Raw genomic sequence first — 20,541 nt, 5'->3', positions numbered from 1 at the left:
TCGTGGACGCGTTGCAGCGAATCTTGCAGGATCTGAAAAGTGGCCGTATCGACAAGGCCGAGGGGCTGCGTTTGCTGAAGGCGCGGCGTGACGGCGCCGCGCACGACCCGGCCGCGACCAGCGCGGAGGTCGGCCTGTACGCAGCCCAATGGCGCGAGCAGCCGCTCGAACCCGGGCCCGAGGCGGCCGGCGGCGACTGGCTGGTGCTGCTGAGCGAGCCGTTCGCGGCGGCCCGCGCCACGCTCGCGGCGCTGCCGGCCGCGCCGCGCTGCCAGGTGTTCGCGCGGCCCGAAGGCGATCTCGGCGCGCGCTACGAGGCGCTCGCCGTGCAGGTGCTGGCTGCCCTGCAGGCGCCGCTGCGCGAGCCGTTGGCGACGCCCTTGCGGGTGCAACTGGTGATCCCCGCCGCGCTCGAGGACGAGCCGCTGTTCGGCCTCGCCGCGCTGCTGCGCAGCGTCGAGCAGGAGAATCCGCGGATCCGCGCGCAGGTGATCGGCGTCGATCCCGAGCGGGTGGACGCGCCTGGGCTTGCGAGCCTGCTGGACGCCGAGCGTGCGCATCACGGCGCGGCCGCGATCCTTCATCGCGACGGCACGCGCAGCGTGCTGCATCACGCGCCGCTGCCCGCCGCCGGTGCGCCGGTGCCGTGGCGCGACGACGGCGTGTACCTGCTCACCGGCGGCGCCGGTGGGCTCGGTGCGCTGTTCGCGCGGGAGATCCTGCATCACGCGCCCGGCGCGCGGGTGGTGCTGGCCGCGCGCTCGGACTGGTCCGACGCGGCACGCGCCGCGCTGGCCCCGCTCGGGCCGGGGCTGCAACTGCGCAGGCTCGACGTGAGCGACGCGGCCGCCGTCGAGGCGCTGCTGCGCGACCTGCACCGCGAGCACGGCACGCTCACCGGCATCCTCCACGCCGCCGGCACGCTGCGCGACGGCTTCGCGCTCGGCAAGTCGGCCGCCGACCTGGCCGCCGTCTGCGCGCCGAAGGTGCGCGGCCTGCTGAACCTCGAACGCGCCAGCCGCGGGCTGCCGGTCGAGTTCCTGGCCAGCTTCTCGTCCCTGGCCGGTGTGCTCGGTAACGTCGGCCAGTCGGACTACGCGCTCGCCAACGCGTTTCTCGACCGCCGCGCGCTGCAGACCCGCCGCAGCATCTCGATCGCCTGGCCGCTGTGGCGTGAGGGCGGCATGCGCATCGATGCGCCGACCGAGCGCGCGTTGCGCGAGAACCTCGGCCTCGCGCCGATCGACAGCGAGCGCGGCTTCGCGGCGTTCTATCAGGCGCTCGCCGCCGCCCGGCCGCAGGTGCTGGTGGCCTGCGGCGATCTGGTGAAGCTGGCCGCGGGCTTCGACGGCGCCGCGCCCGTCGCGGCGGCACCGGCGCTCGACGCTGCCTGCGCTTCCATCTCGGCCGCGCCCGAGGCCGAGGCGGCCGAGCTGCGCGCCGCGCTGCTGGCGCGGCTCAAGGCGCTGTTCTCCGAATGCACGCGCTATCGCGTCGAGGAGCTCGACGCGCTGGAGCCGCTGGAGCGCTACGGCATTGATTCGATCATGATCACGCGGCTGAACCAGCGGCTCGCCGCGCTCTCCGCGAGCCTGCCGAAGACCCTGCTTTACGAGCACCGCACGCTGGCCGCCCTGGCCGGCTATCTGCTCGACCAGCATGCGGCGGCGAGCCGTCGCTGGGCCGGGCTCGATGCCTTGCCGGCCGCATCGGCGCGGGCGGCCGATGCCGACGCGGCCGATACGGCCGATACGGCCGATACGGCCGATACGGCCGATACGGCCGATACGGCCGATACGGCCGATACGGCGCGCGGCGCGAGCTCCGCCGTCGCGGCCGCGCGCGCGCCGGCCGAGGCGCACGACGATGCGATCGCGATCATCGGCCTGAGCGGCCGCTATCCGCACGCCGCCTCGCCGACCGAATTCTGGAACAACCTGCGCGACGGCCTCGACTGCATCGGCGAGATCCCGCCCGAGCGCTGGCCGCTCGAGGGCTTCTACGAGGCCGACCGCAAGCTCGCGCTCGCGCAGGGCAAGAGCTATGGCAAGTGGGGCGGCTTCCTCGACGGCTTCGCCGATTTCGATCCGCTGTTCTTCGGCATCTCGCCGCGCGAGGCGAGCGGCATGGATCCGCAGGAACGCCTGTTCATGCAGGCCTGCTGGGACGTGCTGGAGGACGCCGCGATCAGCCGCGAGACACTCGCCACGCAGTACGGCGGGCGGGTCGGCGTCTACGCGGGCATCACCAAGACCGGCTTCAACCTGTATGGCCCCGCGTTGTGGCGCGACGGCGAGACGCTGCATCCGCGCACCAGCTTCAGCTCGGTGGCGAACCGCGTCTCCTACACGCTGAACCTGAACGGCCCGAGCCTGCCGTTCGACACCATGTGCTCGTCGTCGCTGACCGCGATCCATGAGGCCTGCCGCGCGCTGCGCGCGGGCGACTGCGAGCTGGCGATCGCCGGCGGCGTGAACCTCTACCTGCATCCATCGAGCTTCGTCGAGCTGAGCGCCTCGCAGATGCTCTCGTCCGATGGCCGCTGCAAGAGTTTCGGCGAGGGCGGCAACGGTTTCGTGCCGGGCGAGGGCGTGGGCGCGGTGCTGCTCAAGCCGCTCGCGCAGGCGCAGGCCGACGGCGACCCGATCCACGCCGTGATCCTCGCCACCCAGATCAATCACGGCGGCAAGACCCACGGCTACACCGTGCCGAACCCGTCGGCGCAGCGCGACGTGGTGCGCGCCGCCCTGGATCGCGCCGGCATCGACGCGCGCAGCATCGGTTTCGTCGAGGCGCACGGCACCGGCACCGAGATGGGCGATCCGATCGAGATCGAGGGGCTGACCCAGGCCTTCCGCGGCGACACCGACGCGCTTGGCTACTGCGCGATCGGCTCGGTGAAGTCGAACATCGGCCATCTGGAGGCGGCCGCCGGCATCGCCGGGCTGACCAAGGTGGTGATGCAGATGAAGCATCGCCAGTTGGTGCCGAGCCTCAACGCCGACGTCATCAATCCCAATATCGATTTCGAGCGCACGCCGTTCGTGCTGCAGCGTACCGGCGCAGCGTGGCGGCGGATGGCCGGCCCGCGCGGGGAATGGCCGCTGCGCGCCGGGATCAGCTCGTTCGGCGCGGGCGGCGCCAACGCGCACGTGATCGTCGAGGAATTCGTGCCGCTTGCGCAGCCCGCGCGTGCGGCAGCCGCCACGCCGAGCCTGGTGGTGCTGTCGGCGCGCACCGAGGCGGCGCTGCGCGGGCGCATCGGGCGTCTGCTGTCCTACCTCTCTCGCGCCGATCGCACGCCGGCCGTCGACCTCGCACCGGTGATCGCCGAGCGACTGGCCGGCCTGCTGCACGTCGCGCCGGCGCAGATCGAGGCCGACGTCGGCTTCAGCGACTACGGGGTCGGCGAGTTCGAGCTGCGGCAACTGCTGGAGCAGCTTGCCGGGACCGCCGGGCTGGCGGTGCCGGACGACGCGTGGCGCGACTGCGGCAGCGTCGCCGAGCTGGCCGCCTGCCTGCAGCCGGCCACCGTCGACGGCGCCCGCCTGGAGGACATCGCCTACACGCTGCAGGTCGGCCGCGAGTCGATGGAATGGCGCCTGGCCTGCGTGGCCGGCAGCCTCGCCGAACTGACCACGCGTCTCGAACAGTATCTGGCCGGCGACGTCGGCGCATCCGGCGTTCATGCCGGGCAGGCGGCGCAGGGCGGCGAGGAGCGCGAGGCGCTGGCGCGCCGCAACCAGCCGGCCGTCGAGGCGGCGCTGGCCGCGCGCGAGCTGGGCACGCTCGCGAGCCTGTGGGTGGCCGGCCAGCGTATCGAGTGGGCCGCGCTGCATCGCGACGCGCGACCGCGCCGCATGCATCTGCCGAGCTATCCCTACGCGCGCAATACCTACTGGATCGCGGAGCGCTATCGCGGCCTCGCGCCCGCGTCGGTCGTGCCGCAAGCGGCCAGCGTCGAGCCTGAGGCGCCCAGCGTCGAGCCGCAAGCGCCCAGCGCCGCGCAGACTCGCGAGTACATCGAGCGGATCGTGCTGGAGCGGCTCTGCGCCTCGCTCGACCTGCGCTCCGACGAGGTGCGCGCCGATCAGTCGTTCGCCGACTACGGCCTCGACTCGATCCTCGGCGTGGAGCTGGTCGACGGCCTCAACGCAAGGCTCGGCCTCGATCTCGACACCACCTGCCTGTTCGACCACAGCACGCTGCAGCGGCTCGTCGAGCATCTGGTCTCGCAATACAAGGAGCCGGTCGCGGCGCCGGACGCGCCGCGCGCGCCGGCCGTGGCCGCCGGCGCGGCGGCCGCCACCCCGGCGGCGGCGCGCGAGGACGCCATCGCGATCGTCGGCATCAGCGGCCGTTTCGGCCGCTCCGACGACCTCGACGCGCTGTGGGAGCACCTCGCCCAGGGCCACGACCTGATCGAGCCGGTCACGCGCTGGCCGCTACCGGCCGACGCCGGCGAGGCCGCCTGCCGTCACGGCAGCTTCGTGGAGGGCATCGCGGAATTCGACCCGCTGTTCTTCAACATCTCGGGGCTCGAGGCGACCTACATGGATCCGCAGCAGCGGCATTTCCTGCAGGAAGCCTGGAAGGCGCTGGAGGACGCCGGCTACGCCGGCGCTCAGGTGGCCGGCACCGATTGCGGCGTCTACGTCGGCTGCTGCGGCGGCGATTACCAGGATCTGTTCCTCGGCAAGCCGTCGCCGCAATCGCTGTGGGGCAACATGGCCTCGGTGATCCCGTCGCGGATCGCCTACTACCTGGACCTGAAGGGCCCGTCGATGGCGATCGACAGCGCCTGCTCCAGCTCGCTCGTCGCGATCGATCTCGCCTGCAAGGACCTGCGCAGCGGCGAGACGCGCATGGCGCTGGCGGGCGGCGTGTTCCTGCAGGCCACGCCGAAGCTCTACACGGCCGCCCATCGCGCCGGCATGCTGTCGGCCACCGGCCGCTGCCACACCTTCGACGCCAGCGCCGACGGCTTCGTGCCGGGCGAGGGCGTGGGCGTGCTGGTGCTCAAGCGGCTTGCCGACGCGCTGGCCGACGGCGATCACGTTCACGGCGTGATCCGTGGCTCGGGCGTCAACCAGGACGGCACCACCAACGGCATCACGGCGCCCAGCGCGCGCTCGCAGGAGGCGCTGCTGCGCCGCATCTACGAGCGCTTCGGCATCGACGCCGGCGAGATCGGCATGGTCGAGGCGCACGGCACCGGCACCCGGCTCGGCGATCCGATCGAGTTCGGCGCGCTCACGCGCGCGTTCCGCGCCGACACCGAGCGCCGCGAGTACTGCGCGATCGGCTCGCTGAAGACCAATCTCGGTCACACCCAGTACGCGGCCGGCGTGGCGGGCGTGCTGAAGATCCTGCTCGCGCTCGAGCACGAGCAGATCCCGCCGTCGCTGCACTACCGCAGCGGCAATCCCGCGATCCGCTTCGCCGACAGCCCGTTCTACGTCAATACCCGGCTGCAGCCGTGGGCGCGCGAGGCGCAGCGGCCGCGGCTGGCCGCCGTCAGCTCGTTCGGCGCGGGCGGCACCAACGCGCATCTGGTGATCGGCGAGGCGCCGCACAGCACGCTGCGCCATGCCGACCGGCCGGCGTGGCTGGTCACGCTGTCGGCCCGCACGTCCGGCCAGTTGCGCCAGCAGATCGAACGCCTGCGTGCGCACTGCCTGCGCAAGCCGTCGCTCGACCTCGGCAACCTCAGCTTCACGCTGCTGGCGGGCCGCAAGCACTTCGGCCGCCGCGCGGCCTGGGTGGTGAGCGATCTGGTCGAACTGGCGGCGGCGCTCGGCGCCGCGCTCGATACGGGCCGCGAGATGGACCGCGAGTCGAGCGGAAATACGGCGCCCGCGGCCGGTGCGGCGCCGGCGCGCGCCTGGGAGGAGCAGGCAGCGGCACTCGCCGCCGCAGGCTCCGAGGTCGAATACCGCGCCGCGCTCGGCGCGCTGGCCGACGCCTATCTGCAGGGCGCCGAGCCGCAGTGGCGCACCTTGTACGCCGATGGCGGCTATCGGCGCATGCCGCTGCCGACCTATCCGTTCGCACGCGAGCGCTACTGGCTCGATGCGGCGGCCATGACGCTGGCGCCCGATGCGCGTCCGATCGAACCGGGCGCGCTGCCGGCCCCGGCCATGGTACCGGCCGCAATATCGGCCACGACGCCGGCGGCGAGCGCACATCCTTGGCTCGCGGCGGGCGCCGTCGGCGGTGGCCGGCCGTCGCTGCGCACCCGCTTCAGCGGGCGCGAGTTCTTCGTCGTCGATCACGTCGTGCAGGGGCGCACCATCATGCCGGGCGTCGTCTCGCTGGAGCTGGCGCGCGCCGCGTTCGCGGCCGTCACCTGCAAGCAGACCGGCGTCGAGATCTCCGACGTGGTGTGGGTACGGCCGTTCGTGACGGGCGAGCCGATGCCCGAGGTCCAGGTCGATCTGCTGCCCGATACGGCGGGCCGCTACGAATTCCGCGTGCGCGCGGCCGGCGACGCCGAGTTCGTCTATACCCAGGGCTTCGTGCAGGCCGGCTCGGCCGAGCCGGCCGCGCTCGATCTGGCCGCGTGGCAGGCGCGTTGCACGAGCGCGACGGTCTCGCGCGAGCGCTGCTACGACGCGATCCGCGCGATGGGTATCGATCACGGCCCGAGCCTGCGCGCGATCGACTCGGTGCGCACCGGCGCCGGCCTCGCGCTGGCGCGGCTGGTGCAACCGGCCGGCGCGCAGGCGGACGGCGTGGTGCTGCATCCGGCCCTGCTGGATGCCGCGATTCAGGCATCGATCGCGCTGCTGATGGGCGAGAACCGCACCGCGCTGCCGTTCGCGCTGCGCAGGCTCGACGTGCTGGCGCCGTGCGTGGGCACCTTGTGGGCGGCGATCCGCCTGCACGAGCCGCGCGCCGGCTGGCAGGAGCTCGACATCGAGCTGTGCGACGAGGCGGGCGCGCCGTGCGCACGCTTGAGCGGCTACAGCTCACGGATCTTCGCGCCGCGACCGGGCACCGACGACGGCGCGGACGCGACATCCGCCGCACGCGGCGGCGCGCTGCCGGCTGCCGCGGCGGCGCAAGGCGCGAACGCCGTCGCCGACGGCGCGGCCTTCCCGGTGCTGCTGCAGCCGGTTTGGGACGTGACGCCGCTGCCGGCCGCCGCGCGGCAAGTGGGCCGGCTGCTCGTGATCGGCGCCGAACCGCCGCTCGTCGACGCGCTGCGGCGCTTCGATCCCGAGTTGCAGACGCTCGCATTCGTGGCCGACGAGAGCCGCGACGCGCTGGTCGCGCGGCTGGCCGCGCTGCGCGACTTCGATCAGGTGGTATGGGCCGGCGACACCGCATCCACCGTGCCGGGCCAGGAGGACGCGCTGCTGGCGCGTCAGCCGCTCGGCGTACTGCGCGTGTTCCGGCTGATCAAGGCGCTGCTGGCCGCTGGCCGCGACGAGCATGCGCTGCACTGGACCTTGCTCACCACGCGTACCCACGGCATCGACGCGAACGACGCGGTGCAGCCGGCCGAGGCCGGCCTGCACGGCCTGTTCGGCTCGCTCGCGCGCGAATATCCGAACTGGCCGGTACGCGTGATCGATCTCGACACGCGAGGCGAGGTGCCGCTGCAACAGGTGTTCGAGCTGCCGTTCGACGCGCACGGCGACGCGTGGCTGTATCGCGGCGGCCAGTGGTATCGCCGCCAATGCGTGCCGCTGGTGCCGCAGGCCGAGGCGCTGCCCTCGTATCGCGAGGGCGGCGTCTACGTGGTGATCGGCGGGGCCGGCGGGGTGGGCGGCGCGTGGAGCGAGGCGCTGGTGCAGGACCATCGCGCGCAGATCGTCTGGCTCGGCCGTTCCGCGGCCGACGCGCGCATCGAGGCCCGCCTGGACGCGCTCGCCGCGCACGGCCCGCGCCCGCTCTACCTGAGCGCGGACGCCGGCGAGCTCGCCTCGCTGCGGGCCGCGCGCGACGAGGTGCTGCGCCGCTTCGGCCGCATCGACGGCGTGCTGCATTCCGCGATCGTGCTGCAGGACCGCACGCTCGCGCGCATGGATGAACAGGCGTTCCTGTCGAGCTATCGCGTGAAGGCGGACGTCAGCGTGCGGATGGCCCAGGTATTCGGCGAACTGCCGCTCGATTTCATGCTGTTCTTCTCGTCGATCCAGTCCTTCGCGCGCATGCCGGGGCAGGCCAACTACGCTGCCGGCTGCGTGTTCAAGGACGCATTCGCGACTTATCTCGACCAGACCCGCCGCTTCCCGGTGCGCATCATGAACTGGGGCTACTGGGGCGAGGTCGGGGTGGCCGCGACGGCTGATTATCAGGCGCGCATGGCGCGCGCCGGGATCGCCTCAGTCGAGCCGCCCGAGGCGATGACCGCGCTCGATGTGCTGCTCACCGGCCCTAGCCGGCAGCTCGCGCTGATCAAGGTCACGCGCCTGTCGGCCATGGACGGCACCAGCCAGGGCGAGGTCGTGACGGCCGCCGCCGCGCCGCTGCCCGCGCTGGTCGCGACGCTGCCGGCGCCGGCCGCCGACGCCGGCGTGGCGAGCCTGTGCGAGCGCGTGGTCGCGCAGACCGCGGAGATGGACCACCATCTCGCCAGGCTGCTCTACGTGCAACTGCGCGAGTTCGGCCTGTTCGGCGCGGAGGGTGCCACGCTGGCGGGCCTGCGCGCGCGCTTGCCCGCCATGTACGAGCGCTGGCTCGACGAGACCCTGACCGTGCTGCAAGGCCATGGCTGGATCGCGCGGCATGCCGACGGGGCCTATCACGCGTTGCGGCCGGTGGATGCCGCGGCGGCCTGGGCCGACTGGGAGCGCGACACCGCCGGGTGGCTGTCCGACGACAACCGGCGCTCGCGCGTGCAACTGGTCGAGGCGATGCTGCGCGCCTTGCCCGAGATTCTCGGCGAGCGCCGTCCGGCCACCGCCGTGATGTTCCCGAAGTCGTCGCTGAAGCTGGTCGAGGGGGTGTACAAGAACAATCCCGTCTCCGACCATTTCAACGCCGTGCTGGTGGACGTGCTGGTGGCCTGGATGAAGGCGCGCGTGGCGCACGATCCGGCCGCGCGGGTGCGCATCCTCGAGGTGGGCGCCGGCACCGGCGGCACCAGCGCGCGCGTGTTCCCGGCGCTGCGTCCGTACCAGGACAACATCGCCGAGTACTGCTACACCGACCTGTCGAAGGCGTTCCTGATGCACGCGCAGCGCGAGTTCGGGCCCGCCAATCCGTATCTGGCCTATCGGCTGTTCGATGCCGGCAAGCCGCTCGACGGGCAGGGCATCGACGCGCAGGCCTATGACGTGGTGATCGCCACCAACGTGCTGCACGCCACCGCCAATATCCGCAACACGCTGCGCAACGTGAAGGCCACGCTGCGTCCGAACGGCGTGCTGCTGCTCAACGAGATGAGCGACAACCTGCTGTTCAGCCATTTGACCTTCGGCCTGCTCGAGGGCTGGTGGCTCTACGACGACCCCGCGCTGCGGTTGCCGGGCTCGCCCGGTCTCTATCCGGAGGTCTGGCAGGCGGCGATGGAAGCCGAGGGCTTCCGCTCGGTGCGCCTGCCGGCCGCCTCGGCGCGCGCGCTCGCCCAGCAGATCATCGTCGGCGAGAGTGACGGCCTGGCGCGTCAGCCGGTCGGCCCGGGCAGCCCGGTGGCGTTGCGCCTGCCGGCGCGCGCCATGCGGCGGCGGGTGACGCTCGCCGCCGGCGCGGCGTCGAGCGTCGCGCGTGCCAGCGTGAGCGTCGCGCCGCGAAGCGCGGCGGCGAGCGCCGCTGTCGATTCGGCAGCGGCACCGGCGGCCTTGTCGCGGGGAGCGGCGAGCGACTATCTGCGCGAGCTGGTGGCGGAGGTGATCCGCATTCCGGCCGCCGAGATCGATCCGGCCGAGCCGCTGGAAAGCTATGGCATCGATTCGGTGCTGGTGGTGCAACTGACGGCCAGGCTGCGCAGCGTGCTGCCGAACATCGGCGGCACGCTGCTGTTCGAGGTGGCGACCATCGACGCGCTGAGCGAGCGCCTGCTGTCGACACATGCGGAGCCGCTGGGCGCGTTGCTGAGCGGCGCCCAAGCGGCGGCACCGGTCGCGGCCGAAGCGTCCGGCGCGACGGGCACGATCAGCGAGGCCGTCGTGCCGGTCGTCGCGGTGGCGGCCGAGCCGGTCGTCACGGTATCGGCGGCAGCGGCCGCCGCCTCCGCCGATACCGGCGGCGACGCCGCGCTGCGTGCCGGCGCGCTCGACTATCTGCGCGGGCTGGTGGCGGAGGTGATCCGCATTCCGGCCACCGAGATCGATCCGGCCGAGCCGCTGGAAAGCTATGGCATCGATTCGGTGCTGGTGGTGCAACTGACGGCCAGGCTGCGCAGCGTGCTGCCGAACATCGGCGGCACGCTGCTGTTCGAGGTGACGAGCGTGGCGGGGCTGGCCGAGCGGCTGCTCGTCACGCACGCGCCGGCCCTGCGCGCGCTGGTGGCGGGCGCCGGGGCGGCTCCCGTCACCGCGACGCCGGTCGAGGCGCATGCGCCGGCCGCGCCCGAGGCAGCCGTCGCCACACCGCCGGCCGCGCCTGTCGCGCCGGGCGCCACCGCGGCGGCCCTGCCGGTGGCGCCGCCGCCGCGCGAGGACATCGCGATCATCGGCCTCTCGGGCCGCTATCCGAAGGCGGAGAACGTGCGCCGCTTCTGGGAGAACCTGCGCGACGGCCGTCACTGCATCGGTGAAATCCCGGCCGAGCGCTGGAACTGGCGCGACTACTTCGACGAACAGAAGGGCAAGGAAGGCGCGATGTACAGCAAGTACGGCGGCTTCCTCGACGACTTCTCGAAGTTCGATCCGCTGTTCTTCCGTATCTCGCCGGCCGAGGCCGAGCGCATGGATCCGCAGGAGCGCCAGTTCCTGATGCAGGCTCACGCGGTGATCGAGGACGCGGGTTATACGCCGGCGCAACTGGCCGACGCGAATCCGCGCATGGGCGTGTTCGTCGGCATCATGAACGGCCGCTACGCCACCAGCGCGGCCTACTGGTCGGCGGCCAACCGCGTCTCGTACCTGTTCAACTTCACCGGCCCGAGCCTGGCCGTCGACACCGCGTGCTCGTCGTCGCTGACGGCGCTGCACCTGGCCGTCGAGAGCCTGCACAGCGGCGCGAGCGATTGCGCGATCGCCGGCGGCGTGAACCTGATCTCGGTGCCGCAGCACTACATCACGCTCTCCGAGATGGTGATGCTGACGCCCTCGGACAAATGCCATTCGTTCGGTGCCGGCGCGCAGGGCTTCGTCGACGGCGAGGGCGTGGGCGCGGTGCTGCTCAAGCCGCTGTCGCGCGCGATCGCCGACGGCGACCACATCTACGGCCTGATCAAGGGCACCGCGATCAACGCGGGCGGCAAGACGCACAGCTACACGGTGCCGAGCCCGACGGCACAGGCCGCGCTGGTGCGCACCGCGTTCGAGCGCGCCGGCATCGATCCGCGCACCGTCAGCTACGTCGAGGCGCATGGCACCGGCACCTCGCTGGGCGATCCGATCGAGATCAGCGGGCTCACGCGCGCGTTCGGCGAGCACACCGCCGACACCGGCTTCTGCGCGATCGGCTCGGTCAAGTCGAACATCGGTCACGCCGAGAGCGCGGCCGGCATCGCCGGCCTGACCAAGGTGCTGATGCAGATGAAACACCGCCAGATCGCGCCGTCGCTGCATGCCGAGACGGTCAATCCGGAGATCGACTTCGCCGCCACGCCGTTCGTGCTGCAGCAGGCGCTCGGCCCATGGGAACGGCCCGTGATCGACGGCCGCGAGGTGCCGCTGCGCGCGGGCATCAGCTCGTTCGGCGCGGGCGGCGCGAATGCCCACGTGATCGTCGAGGAATACCTGCCGGCCCGGCCGGCCGCCGCGCCGGCCCTGGCCGACGCGGGCCCGCACGCGGTGCTGCTGTCGGCGCGCGACGCCGACCGGCTGCGCGAGATGGCCCAGGCGCTGCACGACGTCCTCGGCGAGCCGCACGCGCCCGCGCTGGCCGATCTCGCGCACACGCTGCAGGTCGGGCGGGTCGCGCTCGATCAGCGGCTCGCCTTCGTGGCCGGCAGCCTCGAGGAGGCGCGCGACAAGCTGGCCGCCTATCTGGCCGGCCGCCACGATGAGGCAGGCCTCTGGCTCGGCCGCCGCGAGACCCGCCGCGGTGCCGCGACCGCTCGCGACGAGGGCTTGCCGGCGCGCTGCGCGGCCTGGGCCGCCGAGCGCCGCTACGAGGCCTTGCTGCCGTTGTGGGTGAGCGGCACCACGCTCGACTGGGCCGCCTACGGGCTCACGCCCGGCGCGCGCCGGGTGAGCTTGCCGACCTACGCGTTCGCGCGCGAGCATTTCTGGCTGACGCTGCCTTACCGTCCGGGCGCGATGGATCCGCCTCGCGCGGCACCGGTGCTGCATCCGCTGCTGCACGCGAACACCTCGAACCTCGACGGCCTGCGCCTGAGCGCGCGCCTGCGCGGCGAGGAGTTCTTCCTGGCGGATCACGTCGTGCAGGGCCGGCGCGTGCTGCCGGGCGTCGCCTATCTGGAGATGGCGCGCGCCGCGCTCGCCGAACTGTCGCCCGCGCCGGAAGGCGCTGCCGCCGTGCTCACCAACGTGGTGTGGTCGCGACCGTTCGCGCTCGACGACGCACCGGCCAGCCTGCACATCGGTCTGGTGCCGCACGAGGACGGACGCCTCGCGTTCAGCATCCACAGCGACGCCGGCGTGCACAGCCAGGGCAGCGCGCGCTGGGATCCGGCGCCGGTGGCCGAGACGCTCGATCTCGACGCGCTGCGCGCTTCGATGGGCCGCGCCGAGTTCAGTCCGGCGCAGTGCTACGACGCCTTCGCCGAGTTGGGCCTCGCCTACGGGCCGGGCCATCGCGGGCTGGCCGCCGTCTATGCGGGCGAGGACGCCGTGCTGGCGCGTCTCGCGCTGCCGGTGGCCGCGCCCGGCGGGGTGCCTGCGTTCGTGCTGCATCCGGGCGTGATGGACTCGGCGCTGCAGGCGAGCGTCGCGTTCCTGCTCGGCGAGGACGGCAGTCTGCGCGACAGCACCACGGTGCTGCCGTTCGCGGCCGCGCGCGTCGAGGCGCTGGCGCCCTGCGTCGACGACATGTGGGTGTGGGTACGTCGCGAGGCGGGCTCGAGCGCGGCCAGCGCGGTGCAGAAGCTCGAGTTCGTGGTCTGCGACGCGCAGGGCGCCGTGTGCGCACGCATTCTCGGCTTCGCCGCGCGCCGCTTCGCGGGCCAGCCGTCCGCGGGCGGCAGCGCGGCGGTCACGGCCGCGCCCGGCCTGCCCGATGCCGATGCCGATGCCGAACTCGCGAGCATGGTCCTGGCCGGCGAGTCGGCCGTGACATCGAACAGTGTGGCGGACCTGCCCGCCGAGGAGATTCCCCTGAGTACCGATACGCAATTGCATGAACGCACCGAGCGTTACCTGAAGTCGCTGCTCGCGAATGCGACGCGCATGGCGGCCGAGCAGATCACGCCCGACGTGCCATTCGAGGAATACGGGCTCGATTCGATCATGGTGATCAAGCTCACCAGCGAGCTGGAGAAGCATTTCGGAGCGCTGTCGAAGACGCTGTTCTTCGAGTACGGCAGCCTCGCCGAACTCGCCGGCTACTTCGTCGAGAGCCATGCCGGTCAGCTCGACGCGGTGCTCGGCAGCTCGCGCCGCACGGCGGCGGCCGTCCCCGCGCCGGTCCCGGCCGCGCCGGCACCCGCGCGCGCGGCGCCGGCGGCGCTGGCCAGGCAGGTTTCGCGCGCGGCGACGCCGGCGCGTGAGCCGCTGGCCGTCGGCGACGTCGCGATCATCGGCCTGGCCGGCCGCTATCCGATGGCCGCCGACGTCGACGCGTTCTGGGACAACCTGCGCGCCGGCCGCGACTGCGTCTCCGAGGTGCCGGCCGAGCGCTGGGACCACGCGCCGTACTACAGCCGCGACCGTTCGCAGCCGGGTACGGTCAACAGCAAGTGGGGCGGCTTCATCGACGGCGTCGACGAGTTCGATCCGCTGTTCTTCAACATCTCGCCGCGCGATGCCGAGATCATCGATCCGCAGGAGCGCGTGTTCCTGCAGAACGTGTTCCATACCTTCGAGGATGCGGGCTACACGCGCCAGTCGCTCGCGCGGGCGGGCAGCCAGGTGGGCGTGTTCGTCGGCGTGATGTACGAGGAATACCAGCTCTACGGCGCGGAACAGAGCCTGCAGGGGCGCCGCATGGCGCTGTCGGGCAGCCAGGCGTCGATCGCCAACCGCGTGTCCTACTACTTCGACCTTCGCGGGCCGAGCCTCGCGCTCGATACGATGTGCTCGTCGTCGCTGACGGCGATCCATCTGGCCTGCCAGAGCCTGCGTGACGGCGAATGCACGATGGCGATCGCCGGGGGCGTCAATCTCACGCTGCATCCGAACAAGTATCTGGCGCTCGGCCAGGGCAAGTTCGTGTCGAGCAAGGGCCGTTGCGAGGCGTTCGGCGACGGCGGCGACGGTTACGTGCCGAGCGAGGGGGTGGGTTCGATCCTGCTCAAGCCGCTCGCGCAGGCCGAGGCCGACCGCGACCACATCTACGGCGTGATCAAGGCCAGCGCGGTCAACCACGGCGGCAAGACCAACGCCTACACGGTGCCCAACCCCGGCGCGCAGGCCGAGGTGATCGCCCGCTCGCTGGAGCGCGCCGGGGTGGACGCGCGCACCATCAGCTATATCGAGGCGCACGGCACCGGTACCTCACTCGGCGATCCGATCGAGATCACCGGTCTGTCGAACAGCTTCCGCCGCCAGACGCGCGACACCGGCTTCTGCGCGATCGGCTCGGTGAAATCGAACATCGGCCATTGCGAGAGCGCGGCCGGCATCGCCGGCGTCACCAAGGTGCTGCTGCAGATGCGTCACCGCGAACTGGTGCCCTCGCTGCATTCCGCGCGACTCAATCCGCACATCGATTTCGCCGCTACCCCGTTCGTCGTGCAGCAGCAGCTGGCGGCCTGGGAGCGGCCGTGTCTCGAGGTGGACGGCGAGCTGCTCGAATATCCGCTGCGCGCCGGCGTCAGCTCGTTCGGCGCGGGCGGAGCGAACGCGCACGTGCTGATCGAGGAATATCAGGGCACGCCGCAAGCCGCGCCCGCCGCTCAGGGGCCCGCGCTGGTGGTGCTGTCGGCGCGCAACCCGGAACAGTTGCGCGAGGTCGCCCGGCGCCTGAGCGAGCGGCTCGCGCTCGACCAGCCGGCACTCGCCGATCTCGCGTTCACGCTGCAGACCGGCCGCGAGGCGATGGACGAGCGGCTCGGGCTGGTGGTCGGCTCGGTGGCCGAGCTGCGCGAGCGGCTCGACGCCTTCCTGAGCGGCGACGATGCCGCCGCCGATCTGCACCGCGGCAATGTGCGCGCCGGCCGGCAGACGCTGGCCGCGTTCAGCGGCGACGACGATCTGCGCGACGCGATCCACAGCTGGATCGCCAAGGGCAAGTTCGACAAGCTGCTGGCGATGTGGGTGCAGGGCCTGGCTATGGATTGGACCTTGCTGCACGGCGGTGCGCAGCCGCACCGCGTCAGCCTGCCCGGCTATCCGTTCGCGAAGACGCGCTTCTGGGTGCCCGGGCTGCAAGCCGGGCAGCCGGCGCCGGCCGCCGCAGTGGCGGTCGATGCGGTGCCCGCCCCGGTGGCGACGGTGAGCGCGCCGCGCTCGGCGGTGCCGGCAGCTGCCGTCGCGCAGCCGACCGGAGCCACGCTGGACGGCGTGCTGCTGGCGCGCCCGCAATGGGTCGACCAGCCGCTGGCGTTCCCCGCCACGGCGCCGACCGGCGGCATGCAGCAGGTGCTGCTGTACGCGCTGCCCGACATCGACGCGGCGGCGCTCGCTAACCGTCTCGGCGACGTGCGGTGCGAGACGCTGCAAGCCGAGGGCGCCGATGCCGGCGAACGCTTCATGAGCCTGTCGCGCCAGTTGTTCGCGACGGTGCGCGGCATCCTGCAGGACAAGCGCCGCGGCGAGACGCTGCTGCAACTGGTGTTGCCGGCCGCAGGCGAAGCGGCCGCGTTCGCGGGCCTGTCGGGCCTGCTGAGTACCGCGCAGCTCGAGAATCCGCGGATCCGCACCCAGGTGGTGCTGGTGGCCGACGGCATCGGCCTGCCCAGGCTCGCGGGGCTGCTGCGTGCCGAACGCGCGCAGATGCCCGCGCGCGGCCAGCTGCTGCGCTACCGCGGCAGCCGCCGCGAACTCGCCTCGCTGGTCGAGATCGCGCCCGCGCCGGCTGCCGCACCGGTCTGGCGCGATAAGGGCGTGGTGCTGATCACGGGCGGGGCCGGCGCGATCGGCCTGGTGTTCGCCCGCGCGATCCTGACCGCCAGCCCGGCCAGCACGGTCGTGCTGACCGGCCGCTCGCAGCTCGACGGCGCGCGGCTGGCCGCGCTCGAGGCGCTCGGCCCGCGGGTGGTCTACCGGTCGCTCGACGTGGTCGACGCGAGCGCCGTGCAGGCACTCGTCGAAGGCCTGAGCGTCGAGTTCGGGCCGCTCACCGCGGTGCTGCACGGCGCCGGCTTCCTGCGCGACGCTTATCTGCTCAAGAAGTCCGAGGCGGACTTCGTCGCGGTGCTGGAGCCGAAGGTGCGCGGACTCGTCAACCTCGATCTCGCCACCCGTGCCGCGCCGCTCGATGTGTTCGCGACTTTCGCGTCGCTGGCCGGCGTGACCGGCAATCCGGGGCAGGCCGACTACACCACCGGCAACGCGTTCATGGACCACTACATGGCCGGCCGCGAATTGCAGGTGCGCAGCGGCGAGCGGCAGGGCCGCAGCCTCTCGCTCGACTGGCCGCTGTGGGCCGATGGCGGGATGCGTCCGGACGAGGCCAGCGTCACGTTGATGTTCGATAACTTCGGCCTCGCGACGATGGACGATGCCACCGGGATCGCCGCGTTCGACGCGGCGTTCGCGAGCGCTCATGCGCAGGTGCTGGTCGCCACCGGCGATCGCCGGCGCCTGATCGACACCTTCGGCGTGACCGCCCGCAAGCCGGGCGTGCGCGCGGAGGTCGTCGCGGCACAGCCGGCCGCCAGCGTGACGGTCGCCGTCGCGCAACCGGTGTTGCAGCCGGCCGCGCCGATCCTCGCAACCGCCGCGGCGCAGCCGGTCTCGGCCGAGATCGCCGATTCCGAGCTGCTGGACCGGCTGCTGGCGCGCTTGCGCGAGCAGGTGGCAAGCCTCATCAAGGTCGAGCCGAGGCTCGTCGAGTTCGACGCCGAGCTGAGCGATTACGGCTACGACTCGGTGTCGCTGACCGATCTGGCCGATCGCCTGAACCGCGAGTTCGGCCTGGATCTGACGCCGGCGCTGTTCTTCGAATTCCCGACGTTGCAACGCATGGCCGAGCATCTGCTGGCCACCCAGCGCACGCCGCTCGCGGCACGTCTCGCACCGGCCGTCGCGATACCGGCAGCGCTTGCTGCCCCGGCGGCGCCGACGATGCCGGCGGTCCCGGCGGTCCCGGCGGCCCCGGCGGCCCCGGCGGTGGTCGCCGCGCCTGTCGCGCAATCCCCGGCGCGATCCCCGGCGCAATCCGGCGCCGCGCCCGCGATGCGTGACGCCGCGATCTCGGCGACCGAGCTGCGCGATCGGGTCGGCGCCTACCTGCGCGAGCAGGCCGCCGCGCTGATCAAGGTCGAGGCCGACGTGATCGACCTCGATTGCGAGCTGAGCGAATACGGTTACGACTCCATCTCGCTGACCGATCTGGCCGATCGCGTCAACCGCGAGCTCGGGCTCGAACTGACGCCGGCGCTGTTCTTCGAATACCCGAGCCTGCAAGGGCTGGCGGGGCATCTGGTGGACGCGCATGCGGCGCTGCTGACGCGCAGGTTCGCGCCGGCGACGGTGGCCGCGCCGATCCATGAGACGCCGGCACCGGCCATCGAGGTCGAGGCCGCGGTGGCGGCGCGCGAGCCGGACCTGGCCGTCGCCGCGTCGGCCGTGCCGGTCGGCACGCCGGGGGCCGTCGGCGCCGCCGAGCTGCGCGATCGTCTGTGCGGCGCGCTGCGTGAGCGCATGGCCGGGCGTCTGCATGTCGTGCCCGAGCAGATTGAGCTGGGCACGGCACTGAGCGAATACGGCTATGACTCGGTGCAGCTGACTGAACTGACGAATGAACTCAACGCCGCATTCGGCTTCGCATTGACGCCGGCGCTGTTCTTCGAATTCCCGACGCTGCAAGCGCTTGCCGAATATCTGCTGCGCACCGAGCAAGAGCGGCTCACGCAGGTCTGGCCGACGACGGTGATGCCCCTCGCCGAGGCGGCGCCGGCGGTGGCCGACACGGTCGTGGTACCGGCGGCGGCCACCCCCACGGCGGCAGTCGCGGCGGCTCCGGCGCCGATGCAAGACAGCGGCACGGCCCACGCGAACGAAGCGATCGCGATCGTGGGCCTGAGCGCCTGCATGCCGATGGCCGAGGACGCGGATGCGTTCTGGCAGAACCTGCTCGACGGCCGCGACTGCGTGACCGAGATCCCGGCGGCCCGCTGGGACTGGCGCGCGGTGGCCGCCGAGCTGGCGGGCGGCGAGGGCGGCACGCGTGTCAAGTGGGGCGCGTTCATCGACGGTGTCGACGAGTTCGATCCGCTGTTCTTCGGCATCTCGCCGCGCGAGGCGCTGGTGATGGATCCGCAACAGCGCCTCCTGATGACTTATGTCTGGAAGGCGCTGGAAGATGCCGGTTATGCGTCGGAGTCGATCTCGGGCAGCCGCACGGCGCTGTTCGTCGGCACCGGGCTGAGCGGTTATCAGAACCTGTTCTCGGCCGAGGCGCGGGCGGGCGAGGGCTACAGCGCGACTTCAGTGGTGCCGTCGGTCGGGCCGAATCGGATGAGCTACTTCCTGAACCTGCATGGGCCGAGCGAGCCGATCGAGACGGCCTGCTCCAGCTCGCTGGTGGCGATCAACCGCGGCATCGCAGTGCTGCGCGATGGGACCTGCGAGATGGCGATCGTCGGCGGCATCAACACCATCGTCACGCCCGACGCGCATGTGAGCTTCAGCAAGGCGGGCATGCTCAGCGAGGACGGCCGTTGCAAGACCTTCTCTGCGGCCGCCAACGGCTACGTGCGCGGTGAGGGCGTGGGGATGCTGGTGCTGAAGCGTCTGAGCGACGCGCAGGCGGCCGGCGATGCGATCTATGCCGTGATCCGCGGTGGTTCGGAAAACCACGGCGGCCGGGCGAGTTCGCTGACGGCACCCAACCCGCAGGCACAAGCGGCCCTGCTGATGGACGCGTATCGCCGCTCGGGCGTCGATCCGCGCACGCTCAGCTATATCGAAGCACACGGCACGGGTACCAAGCTCGGCGATCCGGTGGAGATCACCGGCCTGAAGAGTGCGTTTGCAAACCTCGGCGTCGAGTCGGGCGAGCAGCCGTTCTGCGGGCTCGGTTCGGTCAAGAGCAACATCGGCCACCTGGAGCTGGCCGCGGGCGTGGCCGGCGTGATCAAGGTGGTGATGCAGATGAAGCACGCCACGCTGGTCAAGAGCCTGCACAGCGAGCCGGAGAATCCGTACATTGGTCTGTCGGGCAGCCCGTTCTACGTGGTGCGGGAGAACCGCCCGTGGGTGGCGCCGGTCGACGAGGCGGGCCGTACGCTGCCGCGTCGCGCGGGCGTCAGTTCGTTCGGCTTCGGCGGGGTGAATGCGCACGTGGTGCTGGAGGAGTATGTCGCGCCGGTGGAGCAGGTAGCCCGGCCGGGCGGCCCGGCGCTGGTGGTGCTGTCGGCGCGCACGGAAGCGGCGCTGACCGAACGCGCGGCGCAACTGCTGGCGTGGCTGGAGCGCAATCCGGAGGTGGATCTGTATGCGCTGGCCTACACGCTGCAAGTGGGTCGCGACGCGATGGACGAGCGCCTGGCCTGGGCGGTCGATTCGCTGGACGAACTGCGCGAGCGGCTCGGCGCGTTCACGAAGGACGGCCAGCTCGGCAGTGGCGTGCGCGGGCAGGTCAAGCGCAACAAGGATGCGCTCGCCGGCCTGAGCGGCGACGACGACATGGCCGTGCTGCTCCAGAGCTGGCAGCAGAAGGGCAAGTTCACGCGTCTTCTCGGCGTGTGGGCGAAGGGTATCGCGGTGAAGTGGGACCGGCTCTATCAGGGCCCACGTCCGTGTCGTCTGCATCTGCCGGCCTATCCGTTCGCTCGCGAGCGGCACTGGGTGGAGCCGGGGCCGGTGACGACGACAGGCACGGCACCGGTGCTCGGCGCGGTGCAACTGCATCCGCTGCTGCATGCCAATACCTCGAACCTGGAGACGCAGCGTTTCACATCGCGGTTCGACGGCAGCGAGCCGTTCCTCGCGGATCACGAGGTGCAAGGACGGCGCGTGCTGCCGGGCGTCGCCTATCTGGAGATGGCACATGCCGCGCTGCTGCGCTCGGGCGCCTGCCGCGCCTCGGATCGTGTCCAGTTGAATCAGGTGGTCTGGTCGCGGCCCTTCGTGGTCGAGCCGGGCACGCCGCAGGCGGCGCATATCAGCTTGCTGGCCGAGGACGACGAGCGCG

The 20,541-nt window shown here is 72.1% G+C and carries 1 protein-coding gene (only partly in view); it reads left to right on the top strand.

Annotation, left to right across the window (positions count from 1 at the left end; genetic code table 11):
- The first annotated feature begins 23 nt into the window (after window positions 1-23).
- Window positions 24-20,541, top strand: partial view of an SDR family NAD(P)-dependent oxidoreductase gene (locus tag BM43_RS41960; protein ID WP_158380921.1) — the 5' portion only. It continues 5,954 nt past the right edge of the window; 20,518 of the gene's 26,472 nt are visible here — the first part of the coding sequence; the start codon lies at window positions 24-26; its stop codon lies beyond the right edge, outside the window.

Origin of the sequence: Burkholderia gladioli (genome assembly GCF_000959725.1) — a bacterium.
Lineage (GTDB): Bacteria > Pseudomonadota > Gammaproteobacteria > Burkholderiales > Burkholderiaceae > Burkholderia > Burkholderia gladioli.
The sequence above is the reverse complement of the archived record's forward strand: the minus strand, read 5'-3'. Positions and strand labels throughout refer to the sequence as shown.